This window comes from Micromonospora sp. HM134 (assembly GCF_007833915.1).
GTDB lineage: Bacteria > Actinomycetota > Actinomycetes > Mycobacteriales > Micromonosporaceae > Micromonospora > Micromonospora wenchangensis.
Genome location: NZ_CP041061.1, coordinates 853,783 through 872,091, shown reverse-complemented (window position 1 = coordinate 872,091; position 18,309 = coordinate 853,783). Strand labels below are relative to the sequence as shown.

Sequence of the window (18,309 nt, the reverse complement as noted above, 5' to 3'; positions counted from 1 at the left end):
GACCGGTGTCCCGGGAGGAGGACGACGCCTTGGCGCTCGTGCGCGTGTACTGCGGTCTGGCCTCGGCAGATCCGGCTGACCGACCGGCCTCGGCCGGATCGACGCTGACGTCCGCCGTGGTCGACGACGCAGGCCGTCTGCTGCATGTCTACGAGATCAGCGACGACGCCGCCGGCTACGCCCGGCTCGTCACGCTGTTCGTGGAGCGGTCGGGCGGGCCGAGTGGCGTGGCGATCGCCGCCGACAGCGACGACCACGCGGTCACCTCACTGCTGAGCGCGGCCGGCCGTCCACTCGCGATCGCCGACGACGACTCGGTCGACGACTTCGCCGAGCGGTTCGCCGACGACGACTCCCTGGAGGAGATGCAGTCCGCGCCGGCCGAGCGGCGGGCGGTGGGCCTGGCCCGCGCCCTCCAGGCCGGCGCGCTCTCCGCGGTCACCCTGCCGACCCCCCGGGACCTGGCCGGTTTCAAGCAGGTCCTCGCCGCCCACGCCGCCCTGTCCAGCGGCCGGCACTCCGCCGCCGTGGCCCTGCGCGAGGTGCTCCGCGAGCTCTACCCGGCGGCCCTGCGGGCCTACCCGGACCCGGCCGAGCCGGTGGCGCTCGCCGTCCTCGACGCGTTGCCCGAGCCGAACATGCTCACCGGCACGTCGGCCCGGGGCCGGGACATGTCGGTGGCCGCCGAGGCGGTCACCGCACGGCTCACCGCCGACGGGGTCGCCGAGGCCGGGGAGATCGAGGCGGCCGTCACCGCGCTGCGGGTGGCCATCTCCGAGACCCCGCGCCGGGCCGCCGTCAACCGGGCGCTCACCTCCGCCGTCGCCGAGACCGTCCGGCAGTCGGTCGCCGCGGTACGCGCCTGCGACGCCGGCTGCGAGGCCCTGGTGGGCGCGCTCGCCACCCGGGTCAGCGCCCCGAGCCCGTTGCCCGGTCGCCGCGCCGCCGCCCGGCGGGGCGAGCAGGTGGCCGAACTGACCGGGATCAGCGGCACCGGCCCCGGGCTGCGTCCGGTCCGGCCCGCCGAGCCGGCACCGCCGGTGCCGACCGGTCGTCGTAGCCGCCCCGAGCCGGTCCCCGGCAGCGGCATGCCGGCCGCACCCCGACCGCTCGGCCCGCCGCCGGTGGCGCCCGCCCCGATCACCCCACCGCCGGTGGCCCCGGCACCGGTCACCCCGGCCGCCGCGGCCGGCCTGCCGACCTCGGCGCCGCCCGCGCGTACCGACCCGGGGATGCCCGTGGTCCGTCGCGGGTCGGACGCGCCGACCGCCATGATGCCGCCGATCCGTCGCGGGGTGGACGCGCCGACGAACCGGCCGGTCTCGGCCCCGCCGCCGCCTCCGCCGGGGATCACCCCGATCGCTCCGGCGCAGCGCGGCACCGTGCCACCCGCCGAGGCGGGTGAGCCGTTCCGGCCGACGCTGACCACCGCCGCGATCAACAACGCCCGCGCCGAGCGGCAGCGCACCGTGATCCCGCCCCGGCCGAAGACCACCGGCGCGCTCTCCACCCCCACCGGCGGATTCAGCGCCACCGACCTGAACGTCCCGGTGCCGGTCAGCCGGCCCGAGCCGGAGCAGCCCACCGCCCCGCCCGGGTCGCGGGCGAACTGGCCGCTGGTCAACAACCCGGAGGACCCGTCCGACAGCTCCGCCAACAACCCGGTGGTGCCGGCGTACGGCGAGCGGGCCGGCCGGTCGGCCGACGCCCCCACCGACGCGGGTGCCGGCCGCCGGATCACCCCGCCGTGGCTCGCCGACGACCTGCCGCAGGAGCCGCCGATGCTGCGGCTGGTGGAGCCGCCGCCGCTGGCCGACCGGGCCCTGCGGGACGGGCTGGACTCCCCCGCCGACCCGCACCTGGACACCCCGCCGCTGCGGCTGGTGGACCGGGACGAGGCCGGCCGGGCCGGGCGACCCCACCGGGCGGAGCAACTGGACCGCCCCACCCGGGCCGAGCGGCCGGGTCGGCTGGACCGTCCCGTTGACCGCCCCGACCGGCTGGACCGCACTGACCGCCCGGAACGTCTGGACCGGGCGGAGCGGCTCGACCGGGTCGAGCGGCCGGCACGCGGCGACCGGCCGGCCCTGGAGCGGCGACCGGAACCGGTCGAGCGCCGTCCCGCGCCGATGGAGCACCGCCCGCCGCCGGTCTCCGACGAGGGCGACGGCGACCTGCTGATCTTCGCCCAGGCGAAGTCGGCATGGTTCGTCGGGCACGGCGACGAGAGCGACCTGGAGTGGTCGTCCACCGCGGACACCGGTTGGCAGGCCGCCGAGAAGGTGGCGCAGCCGGCCGTCGGCGCGGAAACCTCCGCCGGGCTGCCCAAGCGGGTCCCGCAGGCCAACCTGGTGCCCGGTTCGCCGCTGCGCGAGGAGCGTCCGCTGCGGATCGTCCGGGACGCGGCGAGCCTCGCCGAGAACACCACAGGCTACTTCCGGGGTTGGCGTCGCGGCCAGGAGATCGGCGGTTTCGCCGTCGGCGGCCGGCCCGGCCGGGAGGCGGCCGGCGGCTGGGACTTCAGCCGGGACCCGACCGAGCGGGACGACGACCGGGAGTACGAGTTCCGCTCCGCCGGCTACCGCTCCTGACCCTCTGACAGCTCACCGCTGGCCCGACCGGTTCATCCGGTCGGGCCAGCGCCGTTGTGCGGACCGGAACGCACCTGCCCTACCTCGGGCACCGCCTCAGGTCGTTGACCCGCCAGCGGCCCGCAGGGCGGCGCGCGGACACGACCGCCGCAGACCTTCCCCCACCCGGGTAGGCCCACGCCATCCGGGCACGGCCCCAGGCATCCCCAGCCACCCGGACATGCCAGCTTCGCGGGATCAGGGGCAGGGGGCGGAGGGCCGGGGCGGAGGGCCGCCGACGGGCTTCCGGCGTACCGGGTCGGGAAACGCGGACGCGCCCGGTTGCGGCCGGAGCCGCCACCGGGCGCGTACGGAGTCGGTCAGGCCGGCGCGACCGCGCGCGAACGACGCATCGTCAGCACGTACTCGACCAACGAGATCAGCACGTGCTTGGTCGACTCCCGGTTACGGGCGTCGCAGGCGACCACCGGCACGTCGGTCGAGATCGCCAGCGCGTCCCGGACGTCCTGCGGGTCGTGGTACTGCATCCCGTCGAAGCAGTTGATCGCCACCAGGTACGGCAGCCGCCGGTGCTCGAAGAAGTCGATCGCCGCGAAGCAGTCGGCCAACCGGCGGGTGTCGACGAGCACCACGGCACCGATGGCGCCCCGGACCAGTTCGTCCCACATGAACCAGAACCGCGTCTGACCGGGCGTACCGAACAGGTACAGGATCAGATCCCGGTCGATCGAGATACGGCCGAAGTCCATCGCCACGGTGGTCGTCGTCTTGCCCGGCACCTGCCGGGTGTCGTCGACGCCCACACCGGCCGAGGTCATGATGGCCTCGGTGGTCAGCGGCGTGATCTCCGAGACCGAGCCGACCAGCGTCGTCTTGCCGACGCCGAACCCACCGGCGATAACGATCTTCGCCGACGTCACGCGCCCGTTCGGGGCAGGCGGCCGCTGCGACATGTCAGAGCCTGCGAAGTCCACTCAGCACCCTCTCCAGCAGTTCAGTGCCCACCGCGTCGTCCGAGTCGTCCAAGATGGTCGGCTCGTGGACCGCGACCAGGCCGTCCGTCGCCATGTCGGCGATGAGCACCCGGGCCACGCCGAGCGGAAGCTGCATCCGCGCCGCGATCTCGGCGAGCGACTGCACACGTCCGTCACACAGCGCGGCGATGTACTGGTGCTCCCGGCCCTGACCGCCGTTGCCACCGGCAGCAGCACGACCGCGCACCGTCGTCTCGACGAGCGCCTCCAGGGCGATGTCGAGCCGGGGACGGGTACGACCGCGGGTCACGGCGTACGGCCGGACCAACGCACCTGTCGGTTCGTCACGATCGACCATGTCGCCGCTCACCTCCTTCGTCCCCGGCACCGGCTCTCACCCGGTGGAACCCGTCGTTCTTGTCGTCCCGTGCCGACCAGGCGGTCAGCCCGGTCAGCCCATCATCCCGACAGCCGTACGGGCCTGCGGCGTGAGCGCGTCGCCGACCCGGTCGACCAGCAGCGCCATCTCGTACCCGACCTGACCGACGTCGCAACTGCGCGCGGCCAGGACGGCGAACGACGACCCGTCCGAGATGGACATCAGGAACAGGAAACCGTTGTCCATCTCGACGACGGTCTGCAACACCGCGCCGCCCTCGAAGCAGCGGGCCGCCCCCTGGGTCAGGCTGACCAGGCCGGACGCGATCGCGGCCAGCTGGTCGGCCCGGTCCCGGGGCAGGTCACGCGACGAAGCGAGGAGCAGGCCGTCGGCGGAGACCGCGACCGCGTGCGCGACACCCGGCACCCGGTCGGCGAAGTTGGCCAGCAGCCAACCCAGATCCTGCGTAGTTGTCATCCTTCTTGCTCCTTCTGCCCGCTCCCGCCCGCCGGGCCGGAGCCAGACGACGAGGATTGCTGCCCGCCCGGAGTCGCGTCCGGGTTGGTGGGGTTGTCCGAGGTGGTCCGGCCGCGTTGCACACCTCGATGGTAGGCCGAGAGCAGACCCCTGACCGCTTCCGGCGTCCGCCGCTGCACCGACGTGGTCGGCTTCTCGATCGCCCCCGGCACGAGCTGCGCCATCGGCGTCCGCTTCGGCAGGCCGGTCTGGGTGGTGCCGGCCACCGGTGCCTCGGTCGCGGCCACCGCCGCCCGCCAGCCTTCGTCGGCGGCGGTCTGCCAGCCGGCGGGCGGCGCGGTGGGACGTCGGTTCGCCGGGCCGTCGCCGCGACCGGGGAACCCGCCGCCGTTCACTGTCGACCCGTTGTCACGCGGCACGCCCCCGGCCGGCGCAGTGTCTGCCATCGGTGCGCTACCTGTCGTCCCTGGTGCGGTGTACTGGGCCGGGTGACCGGCGGTGTCGACGGCCGCATGGGTGGCCGTCGTGCCGTTGGCCGCCTGCTTGGCGCCGGCCGCGTCCTCGGGGCCGGGCTTACGGGTACGGAACCAGGCCGACTCCAGCTCCCGGAAGATCGGCAGCTCCATCGTCTCGTCCGCGTACCGCTGCTGGGGAACCTGCTGCGGTGCCGACGGCCGGTTGGCCGGCGTCGCCTGGGCGGCCCGCACCGGCGGCGCGGGCTGCCGGGTGACCGGCGCTGCCGGCTCGGCGCGCGGCACCCGGGGCAGCTCGGTGGTCATGTCCAGCGCGGCGGCGAGCCGCTCGGGGACCGGCGGGGTGGCCGTGTCCCGGTCGGGGTTCGCCACCGGCGGCCAGGCCGGCGGGGCGGCGGCACCCGGCGCGGCCCCGCCCGAGGTGGGCCGGGACGGCAGCGGACCGATGGGCGGCCCGGAGACCGGCGCGGCCGGGCCCGGCTGACCGGCGTACGGGGACGCCGACACCGGGTAGCCCGGTGCGGGCTGACCCGACACCGGGTAGCCGTAGGTCGGCTGACCGGACACCGGGTAACCGGAGACCGGCTGGCCCGAGACGGGCTGACCGGACACCGGGGCGACCGGGTACGCGGGTGGCAGCGGCGGGGCCGACACCGGCGGTACCGGCGGGGAGCTGTACGGCCGGGCCTCGGGGCTGCTCGGCAGCTGACGCGGGATGACCGGCTGCTGGCCAGTGCTGTCCGGGTCGTCGGTGCTCCGCCGCTGCGGCAGCGGGTCGATCGCCTGCCCGTTGGTGGCACGCGGGTTGAAGCCGTCGCCACCGTTGATCCCGCTGGCGCCGGTGAGGTCGGACCAGGCGGGCATCCCGCGCCCGCCGTTGGCGGGGGCGGGGGAGCCGTTGCGCGGTGCCGGGTCGAAGGGCCGCCCGCCGAGGGTGACCTGGTTGCCGGACTCACCCGCCCGGGGGGCCGGCGGCTGGCCGTTGCCGAGGGCGGGAAGCGCGCCGAACGTCGACGGGGTGCCGGCACCGCCGAAGGCCGGCGCGGCACCGGAGCCACCGAAGGCCGGGGCGGCCCCGCCGCCGAACTGCGGGCCGGCGGCCGGCAGCCCCGGCGTGCCGGGGGCCCGGCCGCTGAGCGCCCGGGGCACCAGCACCGACGTGGGCAGGACGACCTCGGCCACGGTGCCCCGGTCGGTGCCGGGACGCAGCTCGACCTTGACGCCGTGCCGGGACGCCAGCCGGGCGACCACGACCAGGCCCATCATCCGGGAGACGGCCACGTCCACCTGGGGTGGCGTGGCGAGCCGCTCGTTGAGGTCGGTCAGCTGCTCGGCGCTGATGCCGATGCCCCGGTCCTCGACGTAGAGCGACGCGCGGTCGCCGACCCGGCGGGCCTCGACCATCACCTGGGAGTCCGGCGGGGAGAACGCGGTCGCGTTGTCGAACAGCTCGGCGACCAGGTGCACCAGGTCGTTGACCGCGTGCGCGGAGACCTCGATGTCCCGGTCGATGACCCCGAACTCGATCCGGGTGTAGTGCTCGACCTCGGACTGGGCGGCGCGCAGCACGTCGATCAGGGCGGCCGGTTCGCGCTGCACGCGGGTCGAGTCGGCACCGGCGAGGACCAGCAGGTTCTCGTCGTTGCGGCGCATCCGGGTGGCCAGGTGGTCGAGCTGGAACAGCTCGGCCAGGCGGTCCGGGTCCTCCTCGCCGCGCTCCAGCCGGTCGAGGTGGCCGATCAGCCGGTCGACCAGGATCTGCGAGCGGCGGGCGAGGTTGACGAACATCGTCGCGACCGAGGAACGGAGCGCGGCCTGCTCGGCGGCCGTCCGGACGGCCTCCAGGTGGACGGCGTTGAACGCCTCGGTCACCTGGCCGAACTCGTCGCGGCTGCGGACCGGCAGCGGCTCGGCGATCTGGTTGGCCAGCTGGGCCGGCGACTGCTGGCCGGTGAACTGCGGGTCCCGTAGCCGGGCCACCGCCTGCGGGAGGCCGAACTGGGCGATGGACAGGGCACCCTGGCGCAGGTCACGCAGGGAGCGGGCCATCGACCGGGCGACCAAATAGGCGAAGAGGATCGCCAGCAGCAGCATGCTCAGCAGCAGGCCGGTCTCCAGGAAGACCTGACGCTGCACGTCGGAGCGCAGCTCGTCGGCCTTGGCCACCACGTCGCTGTCGAGGCGCACCTCGACGGCCCGGTTGAGCTGGGCGTACGCGACCATGGCCGCGTCCCACTGGTCGGTGCTGAAGGTGAGGCCGTCGAGCTTGTCGCTGTTGAGCGCGCTGACCTGGCCGGCGTAGATGTCGGCCTGCCGCCGGTCGGAGCCGGAGACGGTCTGGTCCTGGAACTCGCGCTCGGCGCGGCTCGCCACGGCCTGGAAGCTCTGCAGGGCCTGCTGCTCACCGGTGTTGCTGGAGATGTACAGCTCGCGCAGGGCCGGGGTGTACGCCTTCTGGAGCAGCACCTGGTGCACCGCGATCCGGCGGACGGAGGCGTACTCCTTGGCGCGGGCCATCGCGGCGGCGGCGCGCATCTGGTCGCTGAGGTCGTTGTCGCCGGCGAGCTGGGTGGCCGAGTCACGGATGGTGATCAGATTGTTGATCAGGCCCGTGTACCGGCTGACCGCCTCGCTGAGCCGCAGCTTGCCGTTGTAGACCTGGCTGCGGATGCCGGGCATCTCGGTCAGGTCGCTGTCGATCCGGTCGAGCTGTGTCTCCAGGGTGGCCGGCAGTCCCTCGATCTCGGCACGCTGCTGCGAGTACGGCGCCTTGGACTGGTCGACCCGCTGGTTGACCCGGTTGTACGCCTCCTGGTATTGGGCGCGGGCCTGCCCCTTGGGCGAGCCGAGCAGGAGGACGGCGTTGGTGCGCTCGTCCTGGAGGGTGTTGACGAGGTCACCCGAGTAACCCACCAGGTTGGCCAGGTCACCGGCCCGGTTGGCGTTGTTGAGCGTCTGCAGGTGGTCCACCAGTCCGCTGGTGCCCACGACGACCGTGGCGATGGTCGGCACGATCATGATCAGCCCGAGCTTGGACCAGATCGGCATGTCGCGGAGCCGGCCGGCCGGCCGACGCAGACGCGACAGGAAGGAGTTCGCCGTCGTTGGCCGTTTGCTCACGTCACCGCCCTCGCGATTACAGCGTCTCCGCGTTGCCACGGGCAACGCCCAGCAGCCGACCCGGCGGGTCGGACCTCCGAGATTCCATCACGCCTCCCCTGAAAGAGAAAGCCCAGGTTGTCGGTCGCCGGAGGTGTGATGAGATGTTGATGCAATTTGATCGCAATCCGTCTTTCCGGAGTTACCCAAAGTAATGGAATATCGCCACCGCGTCGTCCTCCTCGCCGGCCCCTCCGGGTCTGGAAAGTCGTACATAGCGCAACGAACCAGGCTTCCCGTGCTCTGCCTGGACGACTTCTACAAGAACGGTGATGACCCTACGTTGCCGCGACAGAACGGACTGGTCGACTGGGACGCGCCCGAGTCGTGGGACGCGGGAACGGCGGTGGAGACAATTGCCCGACTGGCCCAGCAGGGCCGGGCCGACGTGCCGGTCTATGCGATCGGTGCGGATCGACGGGTGGCCACCCGGCCATTCGAGGTGACCGGATCGCCACTCTTCATCGCCGAAGGGATTTTCGCCGCCGAGATCGTCGAGGAATGCCGCCGCCGGGGACTGCTCGCGGGGGCGTACGCGCTGCGCCGGCCGCGCGGGGCGACCTTCGTCCGGCGGCTGGCCCGGGACCTGTCCGAACAGCGCAAGGCGCCGAAGGTGCTGGTCCGGCGCGGGCTGGCGCTGCTGCGCGCCGAACCGGCGGTGCTGCGGCGGCAGACCGGCCTCGGTGCCGAGGCGGCCCACGCCCGGGAGTTCCTGCGCCGGGTGGCCGACCTGGTCGCCGGCCACCCGCACCGCTGAGTCAGCCGATCAGCTTCGCGTACGCCGGCTTGATCACCTCGTCGATGATCGCCAGCCGCTCGTCGAACGGGATGAAGGCGCTCTTCATCGCGTTGACCGTGAACCACTGGAGTTCCTTCCAGCCGTAGCCGAAGTTCTCCACCAGCAGCGCCATCTCGCGCGACATCGAGGTGCCGCTCATCAGCCGGTTGTCGGTGTTCACCGTCACCCGGAACCGCAGCTCCCGCAGCAGCCCGATCGGGTGGTCGGCGATCGACGCCACCGCGCCGGTCTGCACGTTCGACGACGGGCACAGCTCCAGCGGGATGCGCTTGTCCCGCACGTACGCGGCCAGCCGGCCGAGCGTCGGCACCGGGCCCGGGGTGATGTCGTCCACGATCCGCACCCCGTGGCCGAGCCGGTCCGCCCCGCACCACTGGATCGCCTGCCAGATCGACGGCAGCCCGAACGCCTCGCCGGCGTGGATGGTGAAGTGGAAGTTCTCCCGCTGGAGGTACTCGAACGCGTCCAGGTGGCGGGTGGGCGGGAAACCGGCCTCGGCGCCGGCGATGTCGAAGCCCACCACCCCGGCGTCGCGGTGCCGGACGGCCAGCTCGGCGATCTCCTGCGACCGGGCGGCGTGCCGCATCGCGGTGAGCAGGGTGCCGACCCGGATCGGGGTGCCCGACGCGGCGGCCTCCGCGCTGCCCTCCACGAAACCGGCGACGACCGCCTCGACCACCTCGTCCAGGGTGAGGTTCTGCTCCAGGTGCTGCTCGGGGGCGAACCGGACCTCGGCGTACACCACGCCGTCGGCGGCCAGGTCGAGCGCGCACTCCCGGGCCACCCGGCGCAGCGCCGGGACGGTCTGCATGACCGCGACGGTGTGCGCGAACGTCTCCAGGTAGCGCTCCAGCGAACCGGAGTGCGCCGCCTCCGCGAACCACCGGCCGAGCGTGTCGGGATCGGTGCTCGGCAGCTCGTGCCCCACCTCGGCGGCCAGCTCGACGACCGTCGCCGGCCGCAGGCCGCCGTCGAGGTGATCGTGCAGCAGCGCCTTCGGGACCTTGACGATGTCCTCGTATCGGATTGCGACCATCCCCCGACCCTAGTCACGCCCCCCGACCGCCCGCGATCAGGCTCGCGCGGCCCGGCGACGCGCCGGTGTCGGGCTCGCAACGGTGCCGATGTAGCGGCATCAGGGGCGAGGGGATACCGCTACATCGGCACCTTTGAGTTGATCATGGAGTCTGGGGACACAGCGCCGGCCCGCCCAGGCCGCGCGCCGTAGGCTGCTGCGGGTGACCGCGCCGCACCCGTTCGAGCAGCCCGTCGACGCGACGCACCCGCAGATCGTCGCCCGGCTGCGCTGCCCGGTCTGCGCCCGGCCGCTGGCCGCCGCCACCGACACCCGCGCCCTGCGCTGCCCCCGCCGGCACAGCTTCGACCTGGCCCGCCAGGGGTACGTCACCCTGCTCGCCGGCCGTGCCCCGCACGTCGGGGACACCGCCGACATGGTCGCCGCCCGGGCCGACTTCCTGGCCGCCGGGCACTACGACGTGATCTCGTCCGCGCTGGCCGAGGCGGCGGCGTCCGCCCTGGCGACACCGACCGGCCCCGCCGAGGCGAGCGGGAACGCTGACGGGGCGGAGCGGGCGGGCTTCGGGGCGTACCCGCTGGTCGTGGAGGCCGGGGCGGGCACCGGCCGGCACCTCGCGGCGGTGCTGGCGGCATGGCCCGACGCCGTCGGCCTGGCCCTGGACGTCGCCAAGCCGGCGCTGCGCCGTGCTGCCCGCGCCCACCCGCGCGCCGCCGCCGCGCTCGCCGACACCTGGCAGCGGTTGCCGCTGGCCGACCGGTCGGTCGCCGTGCTGCTCGACGTCTTCGCCCCGCGCAACGGCGACGAGTTCCACCGGGTGCTGCACCCGGCCGGGGTGCTGCTGGTGGTCACCCCCACCGACGCCCACCTCGCCGAACTGGTCGACGTGCTCGGGCTGCTGCGGGTCGACCCGGCCAAGGCCGACCGGGTCGCCGACAGCCTCGCCGGGCGGTTCACGCCGGAGCACACCGCCGTGCACACCGCCCGGCTCAGCCTCGACCGGGCCGAGGTCGGCACCCTGGTCGGGATGGGGCCGAGTGCCTGGCACACCGACCCGGCGCGGCTCGCCGCCGCGATCGACGCGCTGCCCACGCCGGTCGCCGTGACCGCGTCGGTACGCCTGACCACCTGGCGTCCCCGCTGACCCAACGGTCAGGTGGAGAGGTCGACCTCTTCCCAGCCGGGCGGCTCGTCGTGGTAGGGGCCACGCAGCACCACCGCCCACTCCAACGCCCACCGGCGCTGGCCGATCGCGTTCGCGTCCACCAGGCCGGGCAGCCGGTGCCCCGACTTCTCCACCTCCAGGTACGCCCAGTCCAGGCAGTAGTGCAGGTCGAGCAGGGCGGCGGCGTCCGCGGGGTGTTGCGGGGCGGCCAGGATGCGGGCCCGCCACTGGTCGAAGGTCTCCCCACCGGCCAGGTACGGCATCCGCTCCACCAGCCGCTCGTCCACCGGGATGGTCGGGTCGAGCTGCTTGCTCAGGCCCAGCACCCAGGACAGCGAGAACAGCGCGTCGTGGTGCAGGACGAACGAGCGGTGGTCGCCCTTGCCGCCCACCACGAACTGCCACTCGGGCGGGGTGACCATGTCGACCAGGTGGGATTCGAGCAGCCAGCTCATCGCGGTCTGCGCCGGCATCCCGAAGCACCGGGCCAGGATCAGGTGCAGCACCGCGATGCGCGCCTCGATCTCCCCGGTGGGCCGCAGTTCGATCTCGTCGCCCGGCTCCCAGACCAGGGGAAACTGGGCCGGCGGCAGGGGCAGGCGCAGCCGGGACAACTCGTCGAGGCTCGCCTCGCGGACCTCGCGGGGATCGGGCGCGGCTACCAGCACGATCGGATTCCCTGTCTGCTCACGCGGCGTCACCGCCGTCCGGTCCCCCTGACCAGGGAGGATAGCGTTCCGTTGCGACCGGCACCATGCCGGCCGACCCCCGTAGACCGACCGCAGGCCGGTGCTGCCGACCGTCAGCCGATCCGCTCGATGACCAGCGGCGACGCCGACGGCGCGGTGGCCGACACCCGGACCGCCAGGGCCGCCTCGGCGCGTGCGGCCGGCAGCCGTACCGTGTCGTCGGCGCGCAGCTCGTACAGCGGTTCGCCGGCCCGCACCGGGTCGCCGGGCCGCTTGTGCAGCACCACCCCGGCGGCGGCGCTGACCGGGTCCTCCTTGCGGGCCCGGCCCGCGCCGAGCCGCCACGCGGCCACCCCGATCGCGTACGCGTCGACGGACTCGACGAAGCCGTCGGTGTCGGCGCGGACCACCTCGACCTCGTTGGCGGTGGGCAGCGGGGCGTCCGGGTCGCCGCCCTGGGCGCGGATCATCGCGCGCCAGGCGTCCATCGCCCGCCCGTCGCGCAGCGCGGCGGCCGGGTCGGCGTCGGGCAGGCCGGCCGCGTCGAGCATCTCCCGGGCCAGCGCCAGGGTCAGCTCCACCACGTCGGCGGGGCCGCCGCCGGCGAGCACCTCGACCGACTCGGTCACCTCGACCGCGTTGCCGACGGTCAGGCCGAGCGGGGTGGACATGTCGGTGAGCAGGGCGACCGTCTGCACCCCGTGGGCGTCGCCGAGGGCCACCATCGTCCGGGCCAGCTCGCGGGCGTCGGCCACGTTCTTCATGAACGCGCCGGAGCCGACCTTGACGTCGAGGACCAGCGCCCCGGTGCCCTCGGCGATCTTCTTGCTCATGATCGACGAGGCGATCAGCGGGATCGCCTCGACGGTGCCGGTGACGTCGCGCAGCGCGTACAGCTTGCGGTCGGCGGGGGCGAGCGCGGCGCCGGCCGCGCAGATCACCGCGCCGACGTCGCGGAGCTGGGCGAGGAACTCGTCGTTGCTCAGCGCCGCCCGCCAGCCGGGGATCGACTCCAGCTTGTCGAGGGTGCCGCCGGTGTGCCCGAGGCCCCGGCCGGAGAGCTGCGGGACCGCGCCGCCGCAGGCCGCGACCAGCGGGGTGAGCGGCAGGGTGATCTTGTCACCGACCCCGCCGGTGGAGTGCTTGTCGACCGTCGGCCGGTCCACCGCGGACAGGTCCAGCCGCTCGCCGCTGGCGATCATCGCGGCGGTCCACCGGGCGATCTCCGGCACCGACATGCCACGCAGCAGGATCGCCATGGCCAGCGCCGACATCTGCTCGTCGGCCACCAGCCCCCGGGTGTACGCGTCGACCACCCAGTCGATCTGGCCGTCGCTGAGCACACCCCCGTCCCGCTTGGCCCGGATGACGTCGACCGCGGTAAAAGCACTCACCGTTGAGTTCCCTCTGAAGTCGTTGCAGTAACCGGCGTGACCGCCGGACGGGTCAGGACGCGGCCCAGCGGACCGGGATCTCCAGCGGCGGCTCGCCCTCGCCGGCCCAGAAGATGGTGCCCTCCGCGTCCACCACCACGACCCTCGGCGTCCGGGCCAGCCCCCAGGTGATCGCCGCCGCCGGGTCGCCCCAGCTCGGGCCCTCCTCCAGCACCCCCGGCCCGGCCTCGTCGCTGTCGCCCGCCGACCGCTCCCAGTACGCCGTCCAGATCTGCTGCCCGGCGGAGAGGTCCGGGTGCACGAAGACGGTGCCCCGCCCCCGCCAGGCGGCCAACCGGTCCGGCACCACCGGCACCGGGTTCTCGCCGACGACCGCCTCGATGTCGGCCACGTCGAAGGCGTGCGGCAGCAGCTCCGCCATCCGCAGCGGGCCGGTCCTCGACTCGACCAGGCACTCCGGGCCGCCGTTCTCCCAGAGCAGCTGCCGGCACCGGCCACACGGCATCAGCGGCTCCCCGGTGGCGTCCACGCAGGACATCGCGACCAGCCGGCCGCCGCCGGTGGCGTGCAGCGCCGAGACCACCCCGCACTCGGCGCACAGGGTCACCCCGTAGCCGGCGTTCTCCACGTTGCAGCCGACCACCACCCGGCCGTCGTCGACCAGGGCCGCCGCGCCGACCGGGAACTTCGAGTACGGCACGTAGGCGTGCCGCATCACCTCGGTCGCGGCGGCCCGCAGGCGCTCCCAGTCGATCTCGCTCATCCCCTCATTCTGCCCAGGTCACCCCGCCCGGGTGCGGGAAGGGTGCCGGTCAGCCGCCCGTCGTGTCCGCCGGGAACGGCGCGGGCCCGGCAGGGAGGTCCCCGCCGGGCCCGCGCCGGGGGCGTCGTTCAGCCCTTGACGTACGGCTTGCCGTCGGCGGCGGGCGCCCGGACCCGACCGACCAGCCCGGCCACCGCCAGGATGGTCGCCAGGTAGGGCAGCATCGCCAGGAACTGGTTGGGGATGCTGCTGCCGATCGCCCCCAGATAGGTGGCTAGCTGGTCGGCGAAGCCGAAGAACAGCGCGGCGAGCAGCGCGCCGATCGGGCTCCACCGGCCGAAGATCAACGCGGCCAGGGCGATGAAGCCCTTACCGCCGATCATGTTCTTGGTGAAGCTGTAGAGCGCCAGCGTGTACGACGCGCCGCCGATGCCGGCCACCACGCCGGCCAACAGCACGTTGCGGTACCGCAGGCCCAGCACCTTGACCCCGAGGGTGTCGGCGGCGGTCGGGTGCTCCCCCACCGACCGGGTCCGCAGGCCCCACCGGGTACGGAACAGCGCGAGGTGGATGACCAGCACCAGCAGCAGTCCGAGGTAGAGGAAGATGTTGCCGCGGAACAGCGCCGGCCCGAGCAGCGGGATGTCCTTCAGCAGCGGGATCTCCCAGTTGCCGAACCGCGGCGCGCTGTTGTACTTCTCCGCGTCGGTCTGCATCAGCCGCTCGTAGAGGAAGCCGGTGACGCCGACCGCCAGCAGGTTGAGCACCACCCCCATCACGACCTGGTCGACCAGGTAGCGGATGGCGAACACGGCAAGCAGCAGCGAGATGAACGCGCCACCGACCGCCGCCGCCACCAGGCCCACCCAGACGCTGCCGCTGAGGCTGCCGAAGAGCGCGCCGCTGAACGCGCCCATCAGCAACTGCCCCTCGATGGCGACGTTGACCACGCCGGACCGCTCGCAGAGCACCCCGGCCAGCGCACCGAAGATCAACGGCAGGGCCAGGACGAAGGTGCCCCGGACGATGTTGACCATCGGCATGAAGTTGCGGCCCTCGGGGGCGGCGGAGACCTGCCAGCACAGGAAGCTCAGCACGAAGGCGACCAGCCCGACCCCGAGGACCAGGGTGAACCAGCGCTTCGGGACCCCGGCCAGCAGCGCGCCGCCGGCCCCGGCGGCGACGACCCCGAACAGGATCGCGCCGAGGGTGCCCTGGATCTCCAGCGCCGCGCCGCCCTCGGTCTCGCTGAGGGTGAACCGGGCCTGCTGGCCGGTGGCCAGCGCCCCGAACAGCACGGTGGCGAGCACGCCCAGCGCCAGCAGGACCGCGCCGACCTTACGGGGACGGGTCCAGAAGCCCTCGTCGACCGCGGCCACGGCGACGTCGGGGACAGCGGTGGTGGACATGCCTCACCAGCCCTTCGCGAGGCTCGTCTGCAACCGGGCGGCACGGGCGGCCCGGAGCTGGAAGATCGCCTTCACCAGGGCCGGCGCGGCGATGAAGATGACGATCAACGCCTGGAGCACGGTGACCAGCTCCAGCGAGATCCCGGAGTACGACTGCATCCGGTTGCCGCCGGCCTGGAGCGCGCCGAACAGCAGCGCGGCCAGCAGCACACCCCACGGCTTCACCCGGCCGAGCAGCGCCACCAGGATGCCGTCGAAGCCGATCTGCGCGATCACCAGCGGGGTCAGCGCGTTCGCGGTGGAACCCAGCACCATCTGGCTGCCGCCGAGGCCGGCGAGCATCCCGGCGATCACCATCACCAGCACGTACGTCTTGGTGACGCTGATGCCGGCGGTCCGTGCCGCGTCCGGGTTGGCCCCGACGGCCCGCAGCTCGAAGCCGAGCGTCGACCGGTTGAGCAGCCAGGCGATGGCCCAGGTGGCGAGCACCGCGAGCAGGATGCCGGCGTGCACCCGCAGGTTGTCGCCGAGCAGCCGGGGCAGCGCGGCCGAGGAGTCGACCGGGCGGCTGATCGCGTCCGCCCGGTCCGGGTTCTGCACGCCGTTCTGCACGATGATCCAGGACAGGAAGTAGACGGCGACGTAGTTGAGCATGATCGTGTTGATCACCTCGTGCGCACCGGTCCGGGCCTTGAGGATGCCGGGGACGAAACCCCACACCGCGCCGCCGACCGCACCGGCGATCAACGCGACGACCAGGTGCACCACCGGCGGCAGCGGCAGCGCGAAACCGGCGACCGCGGCCAGGACCACGCCGATCGTCGCCTGGCCCTGGGCACCGATGTTGAACAGGCCGCCCCGGAAGGCGAGCGCCACCGACAGGCCGGTGAACACCAGCGGCGCGGTGTAGGTGAGGGTCTCCGAGATCGGGCTGAGCGCGGCGGTGAAACCGGACGCCTCCGGGTCGAAGACCGCCCCCTTGAACAGGTTGGCGTACGCCTCGCTGACCACCGTCCAGCTCGCGTTGAGGGCGTCGGTGGGGCGGGCCGTGATGTAGCCGTAGGTGGCCAGCACGTCCGGGTCCGACACGATGATCAGGACCGCGCCGACCAGCATCGCCAGCACCAGGGCCAGCACGGTGACGGTGACCGTGTTGGCGGCCCACAGGTTGTCCAGGAACAGCCGGCCCAGCGTGGGCCGGGGCCCCGGCGCGGGCTGCTTGGGTGAGGTCATCGTGGCGCCCCGGTCGGCCTTGCCGGTCAGCGCCAGCTCCGCCTCGGTCGCCGGTTCCTTGTCCGGGGAGCCGGACACCGGGTTGGGGTTGCTCATGCCTCGTCCTCGTCACCAGGGCGTTCGGGGGCCGGCGTCACGCCGCCGGCCGTACCGCCGGTCGCCCCGCCCGGGGTGACCACGCCGTCGGTCGGGGCCGGTGCGGGGCCGTCGGGGGTGATGCCGGCCATCAGCAGGCCGATCTCCTCGCGCGGGGTGTCCGGGCCGACGATGCCGATGATCCGGCCCCGGTACATCACCGCGATCCGGTCGGCGAGGCCGATCACCTCGTCCAACTCGCTGGAGACGACCATGACGGCGGTGCCGACGTCGCGCTCGCGGACGACCCGGCTGTGGATGAACTCGATCGAGCCGACGTCCACCCCCCGGGTGGGCTGGGCGGCGATGAAGAGCTTCAGCGGCCGGGACAGTTCCCGGGCCACGATCACCTTCTGCTGGTTACCGCCGGACAGGGTGCCGACCGCCGCGTCCGCCGACGGGGTACGCACGTCGAACTGCTCGATCCGCTCCTTCGCCGAGGCGGCGATCGCGTCCGGCCGCAGCGCCAGGCCCCGGCCGAACGGCGGCCGGTCGTAGATGTCGAGGACCAGGTTCTCGGCGACGCTGAACTCCTTGACCAGGCCGTCGACGCTGCGGTCCTCGGGGACGTAGCCGACCCCGGCGCGGAGCACCTTCTTGGTGGACCAGCCGTGGATCGACTCGCCGTCGAGGGTCACCGTGCCGGCGAGCGTCGGGCGCAGCCCCATGATCGCCTCGATCAGCTCGGTCTGCCCGTTGCCCTGCACGCCGGCCACGCCGAGCACCTCACCGGCGCGTACGGTCAGGTCGACGCCGTCCACCGCGCGGACCTGCCGGTCGTCGTCGACTACCAGGCCGGCGACCTCCAGGATCGGCCGGCCCGGGGTGGCGGGCTGCTTGTCGACGGTGAGCCGGACGTCGCGGCCGACCATCAGCGCGGCCAACTCGTCCCGGCTCGCCTCCGGGGAGGCGGTGCCGACGGTCCGGCCGCGCCGGATCACGGTGATCCGGTCGGCGATGGCCTTGACCTCGCCGAGCTTGTGGGTGATGAAGACGATCGACTTGCCGGCCGCCTTGAGCGACCGCATGACCGTGAGCAGTTCCTCGGTCTCCTGCGGGGTGAGCACGGCGGTCGGCTCGTCGAGGATCAGCAGGTCGACGTCGCGGGTGAGCGCCTTGACGATCTCGACCCGCTGCTGGATGCCGACCGGCAGGTCCTCGATCACCGCGTCCGGGTCGACCCGCAGGTTGTACCGCGCGGAGACCTCGGCCACCTCGCGGCGGGCGCGCCGCCGGTCGAGGAAGCCGACGATGCCGCCCCGGACCTGCTCCGCGCCGAGCATGATGTTCTCGGCCACGGTGAAGACCGGCACCAGCATGAAGTGCTGGTGCACCATGCCGATCCCGGCCCGGATCGCGTCCGAGGGGCCCTTCAGCTTCAGCGGCTGGCCGTCGACCAGGATCTCGCCCTCGTCGGGCTGGTAGAGCCCGTAGAGCACGTTCATCAGGGTCGACTTGCCGGCACCGTTCTCGCCGAGCAGGGCGTGGATCTCTCCAGGCTCCACCGTCAGGTCGATGTGATCGTTGGCGACCAGATCACCGAACCGCTTGGTGATGCCGCGCAGTTCGAGTCTCAGCGCAACCTCCTGGAGTGCGAGCGATGGTGCAGCCTAGCTGCCGGTCGACCGGCCAC

The 18,309-nt window shown here is 73.5% G+C and carries 14 protein-coding genes; 3 read left to right on the top strand and 11 right to left on the bottom strand.

Going from position 1 to position 18,309, the window contains the following annotated elements; translation table 11 throughout:
- Positions 1–5 precede the first annotated feature (5 nt).
- Positions 6–2,591 (top strand): transposase, encoded by a 2,586-nt coding sequence (locus FJK98_RS04260; protein WP_145917853.1) that lies wholly within the window; start codon positions 6–8, stop codon positions 2,589–2,591.
- A 359-nt stretch (positions 2,592–2,950) separates the two neighbouring features.
- On the opposite strand, the gene FJK98_RS04255 is transcribed toward FJK98_RS04260, so the two are convergent.
- From FJK98_RS04255 to FJK98_RS04240, 4 genes are all read right to left on the bottom strand, one after another.
- Complete coding sequence (locus tag FJK98_RS04255; protein ID WP_088643912.1) at positions 2,951–3,544, bottom strand: ATP/GTP-binding protein; 594 nt, start codon at positions 3,542–3,544, stop codon at positions 2,951–2,953.
- Position 3,545: 1 nt separating this feature from the next.
- Positions 3,546–3,923, bottom strand: coding sequence for a DUF742 domain-containing protein (locus FJK98_RS04250; protein WP_088643989.1), 378 nt, complete (start codon positions 3,921–3,923; stop codon positions 3,546–3,548).
- A gap of 93 nt (positions 3,924–4,016) precedes the next feature.
- The gene (locus FJK98_RS04245) at positions 4,017–4,421 is read right to left on the bottom strand and encodes a roadblock/LC7 domain-containing protein (RefSeq protein WP_067304724.1); all 405 of its coding nucleotides are present in this window, start codon (positions 4,419–4,421) and stop codon (positions 4,017–4,019) included.
- Positions 4,418–8,014 carry a nitrate- and nitrite sensing domain-containing protein gene (locus tag FJK98_RS04240; RefSeq protein WP_145917852.1) on the bottom strand — a complete coding sequence of 1,199 codons (3,597 nt, stop codon included), beginning with the start codon at positions 8,012–8,014 and terminating at the stop codon, positions 4,418–4,420. The genes FJK98_RS04245 and FJK98_RS04240 overlap by 4 nt, the downstream gene beginning before the upstream one ends.
- Positions 8,015–8,336: 322 nt before the next feature.
- Here FJK98_RS04240 and FJK98_RS04235 point away from each other — a divergent pair, with 322 nt between their 5' ends.
- The gene (locus FJK98_RS04235) at positions 8,337–8,810 is read left to right on the top strand and encodes an ATP-binding protein (RefSeq protein WP_228544072.1); all 474 of its coding nucleotides are present in this window, start codon (positions 8,337–8,339) and stop codon (positions 8,808–8,810) included.
- Position 8,811: 1 nt separating this feature from the next.
- On the opposite strand, the gene FJK98_RS04230 is transcribed toward FJK98_RS04235, so the two are convergent.
- Positions 8,812–9,888 (bottom strand): adenosine deaminase, encoded by a 1,077-nt coding sequence (locus FJK98_RS04230; protein WP_145917850.1) that lies wholly within the window; start codon positions 9,886–9,888, stop codon positions 8,812–8,814.
- Between the two features lie 253 nt (positions 9,889–10,141).
- Between FJK98_RS04230 and FJK98_RS04225 the strand changes: the two genes are divergently transcribed.
- On the top strand, positions 10,142–11,032 hold the full coding sequence (locus FJK98_RS04225) for a putative RNA methyltransferase (protein ID WP_370517063.1): 891 nt from the start codon (positions 10,142–10,144) through the stop codon (positions 11,030–11,032).
- An 8-nt stretch (positions 11,033–11,040) separates the two neighbouring features.
- Here the strand turns inward: FJK98_RS04225 and FJK98_RS04220 are convergent, their stop codons facing one another.
- The 6 genes from FJK98_RS04220 to FJK98_RS04195 form a co-directional block, all read right to left on the bottom strand.
- The gene (locus FJK98_RS04220; RefSeq protein ID WP_145917848.1) at positions 11,041–11,721 is read right to left on the bottom strand and encodes a DUF4272 domain-containing protein; all 681 of its coding nucleotides are present in this window, start codon (positions 11,719–11,721) and stop codon (positions 11,041–11,043) included.
- 134 nt (positions 11,722–11,855) lie between these two features.
- A complete protein-coding gene (locus FJK98_RS04215; RefSeq protein ID WP_145917847.1) occupies positions 11,856–13,136 on the bottom strand; it encodes a thymidine phosphorylase in 1,281 nt (426 codons plus the stop codon).
- Between the two features lie 52 nt (positions 13,137–13,188).
- Positions 13,189–13,899: a cytidine deaminase gene (locus tag FJK98_RS04210; protein ID WP_145917846.1), complete on the bottom strand. Its 711-nt coding sequence runs from the start codon at positions 13,897–13,899 to the stop codon at positions 13,189–13,191.
- A gap of 128 nt (positions 13,900–14,027) precedes the next feature.
- Positions 14,028–15,308, bottom strand: a complete 1,281-nt coding sequence (locus FJK98_RS04205; protein ID WP_145917845.1) for an ABC transporter permease — start codon at positions 15,306–15,308, stop codon at positions 14,028–14,030.
- Positions 15,309–15,311: 3 nt separating this feature from the next.
- Positions 15,312–16,637 (bottom strand): ABC transporter permease, encoded by a 1,326-nt coding sequence (locus FJK98_RS04200; protein WP_145917844.1) that lies wholly within the window; start codon positions 16,635–16,637, stop codon positions 15,312–15,314.
- Positions 16,634–18,181: an ABC transporter ATP-binding protein gene (locus FJK98_RS04195; RefSeq protein WP_370516996.1), complete on the bottom strand. Its 1,548-nt coding sequence runs from the start codon at positions 18,179–18,181 to the stop codon at positions 16,634–16,636. The genes FJK98_RS04200 and FJK98_RS04195 overlap by 4 nt, the downstream gene beginning before the upstream one ends.
- Positions 18,182–18,309: the final 128 nt, after the last annotated feature.